Raw genomic sequence first — 6,227 nt, forward strand, 5'->3', positions numbered from 1 at the left:
CCCCACTGGTTCAAGCTTTATTCCCGCCCCCAAACAAAGCCGCCCCGGGCCCAACCGGCAAACGGTTCGGCCGCAGGGCGGCATACAGGCAGAGTCAGGCTTATTTTTTCACGGCAGGTTGGGCGGCCTTAGGCGCGGCAGAAGAAACCGTCGCCTCCGCCTTCAACTTGTTCAGCACCGCATCACCGATGCCCTTCACGTTTTTCAGCTCCTCCACCGATTTGAACGCACCGTTCTTCTGACGGTATTCCACAATCGCCTTCGCCTTAGCCGGGCCGATACCCGGCAATGCCTCCAGTTCCGCAGAAGAGGCCGTATTGACGTTCACGGCAGCCAAAGAGAACGCCGTACAAACGGCGGCAACTACACCAAATAAAAATTTCTTCATCAGGGTTTTCCTATAACGTGTCAGATTGAATCAACCGGGCCGTCTGCAGGACGGTTTTCCCCACCCCGCCGACACTGCCATACGACAGTAGAACACGGCCCTATTCCATATAAATGCATACGACATATTAACGCAAATACCGTTCGATTTCAAACATTCCAAACGGTTAACCGTAACTTTTGGTACTTTTGTGCAAGAATAACAACAGGGTAAATATTCCAATGTTTGACCCCAACACCCGTTACCCCAATTCTGCCGCCAAGCCGACAGAACCGACAGGCATGTAAAAAGCCCCCGACATCAGTCGGGGGCTTCGGAATGGGTGTTTGGCGGTGACCTACTTTCACATGGAAGAACCACACTATCATCGGCGCTGAGTCGTTTCACGGTCCTGTTCGGGATGGGAAGGCGTGGGACCAACTCGCTATGGCCGCCAAACTTAAACTGTTACAAATCGGTAAAGCCTTAATCGGTATAAATGGTGATGACTGAATCAGTCAGTAAGCTTTTATTATTTGAAGTTCTTCAAATGATAGAGTCAAGCCTCACGAGCAATTAGTATGGGTTAGCTTCACGCGTTACCGCGCTTCCACACCCCACCTATCAACGTCCTGGTCTCGAACGACTCTTTAGTGTGGTTAAACCACAAGGGAAGTCTCATCTTCAGGCGAGTTTCGCGCTTAGATGCTTTCAGCGCTTATCTCTTCCGAACTTAGCTACCCGGCTATGCAACTGGCGTTACAACCGGTACACCAGAGGTTCGTCCACTCCGGTCCTCTCGTACTAGGAGCAGCCCCCGTCAAACTTCCAACGCCCACTGCAGATAGGGACCAAACTGTCTCACGACGTTTTAAACCCAGCTCACGTACCACTTTAAATGGCGAACAGCCATACCCTTGGGACCGACTACAGCCCCAGGATGTGATGAGCCGACATCGAGGTGCCAAACTCCGCCGTCGATATGAACTCTTGGGCGGAATCAGCCTGTTATCCCCGGAGTACCTTTTATCCGTTGAGCGATGGCCCTTCCATACAGAACCACCGGATCACTATGTCCTGCTTTCGCACCTGCTCGACTTGTCGGTCTCGCAGTTAAGCTACCTTTTGCCATTGCACTATCAGTCCGATTTCCGACCGGACCTAGGTAACCTTCGAACTCCTCCGTTACTCTTTGGGAGGAGACCGCCCCAGTCAAACTGCCTACCATGCACGGTCCCCGACCCGGATTACGGGTCTGGGTTAGAACCTCAAAGACACCAGGGTGGTATTTCAAGGACGGCTCCACAGAGACTGGCGTCTCTGCTTCAAAGCCTCCCACCTATCCTACACAAGTGCCTTCAAAGTCCAATGCAAAGCTACAGTAAAGGTTCACGGGGTCTTTCCGTCTAGCAGCGGGTAGATTGCATCTTCACAACCACTTCAACTTCGCTGAGTCTCGGGAGGAGACAGTGTGGCCATCGTTACGCCATTCGTGCGGGTCGGAACTTACCCGACAAGGAATTTCGCTACCTTAGGACCGTTATAGTTACGGCCGCCGTTTACTGGGGCTTCGATCCGATGCTTGCACATCTTCAATTAACCTTCCAGCACCGGGCAGGCGTCACACCCTATACGTCCACTTTCGTGTTAGCAGAGTGCTGTGTTTTTAATAAACAGTCGCAGCCACCTATTCTCTGCGACCCTCCAGGGCTTACGGAGCAAGTCCTTAACCTTAGAGGGCATACCTTCTCCCGAAGTTACGGTATCAATTTGCCGAGTTCCTTCTCCCGAGTTCTCTCAAGCGCCTTAGAATTCTCATCCTGCCCACCTGTGTCGGTTTGCGGTACGGTTTGATTCAAACTGAAGCTTAGTGGCTTTTCCTGGAAGCGTGGTATCGGTTACTTCATGTCCGTAGACACTCGTCATCACTTCTCGGTGTTAAGAAGACCCGGATTTGCCTAAGTCTTCCACCTACCGGCTTAAACAAGCTATTCCAACAGCTTGCTAACCTAACCTTCTCCGTCCCCACATCGCATTTGAATCAAGTACAGGAATATTAACCTGTTTCCCATCGACTACGCATTTCTGCCTCGCCTTAGGGGCCGACTCACCCTACGCCGATGAACGTTGCGTAGGAAACCTTGGGCTTTCGGCGAGCGGGCTTTTCACCCGCTTTATCGCTACTCATGTCAACATTCGCACTTCTGATACCTCCAGCACACTTTACAATGCACCTTCATCGGCCTACAGAACGCTCCCCTACCATGCCAGTAAACTGGCATCCGCAGCTTCGGTTATAGATTTGAGCCCCGTTACATCTTCCGCGCAGGACGACTCGACCAGTGAGCTATTACGCTTTCTTTAAATGATGGCTGCTTCTAAGCCAACATCCTGGCTGTCTAGGCCTTCCCACTTCGTTTACCACTTAATCTATCATTTGGGACCTTAGCTGGCGGTCTGGGTTGTTTCCCTCTTGACAACGGACGTTAGCACCCGCTGTCTGTCTCCCGAGGAACCACTTGATGGTATTCTTAGTTTGCCATGGGTTGGTAAGTTGCAATAACCCCCTAGCCATAACAGTGCTTTACCCCCATCAGTGTCTTGCTCGAGGCACTACCTAAATAGTTTTCGGGGAGAACCAGCTATCTCCGAGTTTGTTTAGCCTTTCACCCCTATCCACAGCTCATCCCCGCATTTTGCAACATGCGTGGGTTCGGTCCTCCAGTACCTGTTACGGCACCTTCAACCTGGCCATGGATAGATCACTCGGTTTCGGGTCTACACCCAGCAACTGTTCGCCCTATTAAGACTCGGTTTCCCTACGCCTCCCCTATTCGGTTAAGCTCGCTACTGAATGTAAGTCGTTGACCCATTATACAAAAGGTACGCAGTCACACCACAAGGGTGCTCCCACTGTTTGTATGCATCAGGTTTCAGGTTCTATTTCACTCCCCTCCCGGGGTTCTTTTCGCCTTTCCCTCACGGTACTGGTTCACTATCGGTCGATGATGAGTATTTAGCCTTGGAGGATGGTCCCCCCATATTCAGACAGGATTTCACGTGTCCCGCCCTACTTTTCGTACGCTTAGTACCACTGTTGAGATTTCGAATACGGGACTATCACCCACTATGGTCAAGCTTCCCAGCTTGTTCTTCTATCTCGACAGTTATCACGTACAGGCTCCTCCGCGTTCGCTCGCCACTACTTGCGGAATCTCGGTTGATTTCTTTTCCTCCGGGTACTTAGATGGTTCAGTTCTCCGGGTTCGCTTCGCTTATCCTATGTATTCAGATAAGGATACCTCCTAAGAGGTGGGTTTCCCCATTCGGACACCGCGGGATCATAGCTTTATTGCCAGCTCCCCCGCGCTTTTCGCAGGCTTACACGTCCTTCGTCGCCTATCATCGCCAAGGCATCCACCTGATGCACTTATTCACTTGACTCTATCATTTCAAGAACCTCTTTGACTTCGTTTGCCTACCCGTTGACTAGGGAAGCAAACTTGAAATTCCTACTTTGATAAAGCTTACTGCTTGTTGTGTCTTAATCCTGCCTTTTGTGTTTCAGGATTAAGTCGATACAATCATCACCCAAATACTGTGTTTGTTTTCTTTTCTCTTGCGAGAGATTCTTTATCCTTTGCAAAGAATAAAAAATCAAAACAAACGCATTGTCTTTGTTTGTTGATTTCGGCTTTCCAATTTGTTAAAGATCGATGCGTCGATATTTCACTTCGCAAATCAAAATAAGCTGCTAAGTATAGCAGGCTTCCTTTGATTTGTAAAGTGCTTGGTGGAGGCAAACGGGATCGAACCGATGACCCCCTGCTTGCAAAGCAGGTGCTCTACCAACTGAGCTATGCCCCCGTTCTTGGTGGGTCTGGGAGGACTTGAACCTCCGACCCCACGCTTATCAAGCGTGTGCTCTAACCAGCTGAGCTACAAACCCGGATTCTCTTCTTAAGCGAATCTTGTCTTCACTCAAGCTTTTCTCTTCCGCATCTTTTACAGTTTACCGATAAGTGTGAATGCATCAGACCTCTTCTTTCTCTAGAAAGGAGGTGATCCAGCCGCAGGTTCCCCTACGGCTACCTTGTTACGACTTCACCCCAGTCATGAAGCATACCGTGGTAAGCGGGCTCCTTGCGGTTACCCTACCTACTTCTGGTATCCCCCACTCCCATGGTGTGACGGGCGGTGTGTACAAGACCCGGGAACGTATTCACCGCAGTATGCTGACCTGCGATTACTAGCGATTCCGACTTCATGCACTCGAGTTGCAGAGTGCAATCCGGACTACGATCGGTTTTGTGAGATTGGCTCCGCCTCGCGGCTTGGCTACCCTCTGTACCGACCATTGTATGACGTGTGAAGCCCTGGTCATAAGGGCCATGAGGACTTGACGTCATCCCCACCTTCCTCCGGCTTGTCACCGGCAGTCTCATTAGAGTGCCCAACTTAATGATGGCAACTAATGACAAGGGTTGCGCTCGTTGCGGGACTTAACCCAACATCTCACGACACGAGCTGACGACAGCCATGCAGCACCTGTGTTACGGCTCCCGAAGGCACTCCTCCGTCTCTGGAGGATTCCGTACATGTCAAGACCAGGTAAGGTTCTTCGCGTTGCATCGAATTAATCCACATCATCCACCGCTTGTGCGGGTCCCCGTCAATTCCTTTGAGTTTTAATCTTGCGACCGTACTCCCCAGGCGGTCAATTTCACGCGTTAGCTACGCTACTAAGCAATCAAGTTGCCCAACAGCTAATTGACATCGTTTAGGGCGTGGACTACCAGGGTATCTAATCCTGTTTGCTACCCACGCTTTCGAGCATGAACGTCAGTGTTATCCCAGGAGGCTGCCTTCGCCATCGGTATTCCTCCACATCTCTACGCATTTCACTGCTACACGTGGAATTCTACCTCCCTCTGACACACTCTAGTCACCCAGTTCAGAACGCAGTTCCCAGGTTGAGCCCGGGGATTTCACATCCTGCTTAAGTAACCGTCTGCGCTCGCTTTACGCCCAGTAATTCCGATTAACGCTTGCACCCTACGTATTACCGCGGCTGCTGGCACGTAGTTAGCCGGTGCTTATTCTTCAGGTACCGTCATCAACTGTCGGTATTAGCGACAGCCTTTTCTTCCCTGACAAAAGTCCTTTACAACCCGAAGGCCTTCTTCAGACACGCGGCATGGCTGGATCAGGCTTGCGCCCATTGTCCAAAATTCCCCACTGCTGCCTCCCGTAGGAGTCTGGGCCGTGTCTCAGTCCCAGTGTGGCGGATCATCCTCTCAGACCCGCTACTGATCGTCGCCTTGGTAGGCCTTTACCCCACCAACTAGCTAATCAGATATCGGCCGCTCGAATAACGCAAGGCCCGAAGGTCCCCTGCTTTCCTCCTCAGAGAATATGCGGTATTAGCTAATCTTTCGATTAGTTATCCCCCATTACTCGGTACGTTCCGATATGTTACTCACCCGTTCGCCACTCGCCACCCAAGAAGCAAGCTTCTCTGTGCTGCCGTCCGACTTGCATGTGTAAAGCATGCCGCCAGCGTTCAATCTGAGCCAGGATCAAACTCTTATGTTCAATCTCTAACTTATAACTTCTGGTCTGCTTCAAAGAAACCGACAGGACAATGTCTAAAACATCATCTTGTCTGTCTTTCAAACAGTGTGAGGCCTAATGCACTCACACTTATCGGTAATCTGTTTTTTAAAGAGCGAATCGAATTATACAGTACAATTTTTAAAAGTCAACTAAAATTATCGAAAATTTCAACCAACTGTGTTATACTGTCTGCTTCGTTTTCTTCACCGCGTCAGCAGCGAAGAACCGAACTATACGCCTCCCA

At 50.5% G+C, this 6,227-nt stretch carries 1 protein-coding gene, 2 tRNA genes and 3 rRNA genes; all 6 read right to left on the reverse strand.

Going from position 1 to position 6,227, the window contains the following annotated elements:
• Positions 1 to 100 precede the first annotated feature (100 nt).
• A complete protein-coding gene (locus ACTHUF_RS10940; protein ID WP_049323884.1) occupies positions 101 to 388 on the reverse strand; it encodes a ComEA family DNA-binding protein in 288 nt (95 codons plus the stop codon).
• 324 nt (positions 389 to 712) lie between these two features.
• Positions 713 to 826 (reverse strand): 5S ribosomal RNA (rrf, locus tag ACTHUF_RS10945).
• A 96-nt stretch (positions 827 to 922) separates the two neighbouring features.
• Positions 923 to 3,811: ribosomal RNA gene (locus ACTHUF_RS10950) — 23S ribosomal RNA — on the reverse strand.
• A 347-nt stretch (positions 3,812 to 4,158) separates the two neighbouring features.
• Positions 4,159 to 4,234 (reverse strand) — tRNA-Ala (locus ACTHUF_RS10955).
• Positions 4,235 to 4,239: 5 nt separating this feature from the next.
• Positions 4,240 to 4,316 (reverse strand) — tRNA-Ile (locus ACTHUF_RS10960).
• Between the two features lie 105 nt (positions 4,317 to 4,421).
• Positions 4,422 to 5,962, reverse strand: a 16S ribosomal RNA gene (locus ACTHUF_RS10965).
• The 16S, 23S and 5S rRNA genes sit together here with 2 tRNA genes alongside, the layout of an rRNA operon.
• Positions 5,963 to 6,227 lie beyond the last annotated feature (265 nt).

This window comes from Neisseria sp. P0024.S006 (assembly GCF_051956595.1).
In the GTDB taxonomy this organism is placed as follows: domain Bacteria; phylum Pseudomonadota; class Gammaproteobacteria; order Burkholderiales; family Neisseriaceae; genus Neisseria.

Coding starts and splice junctions, on each gene's coding strand:
- ACTHUF_RS10940 (WP_049323884.1), bottom strand. CDS start 388: ATGAAGAAATTTTTATTTGGTGTAGTTGCCGCCGTTTGTACGGCGTTC.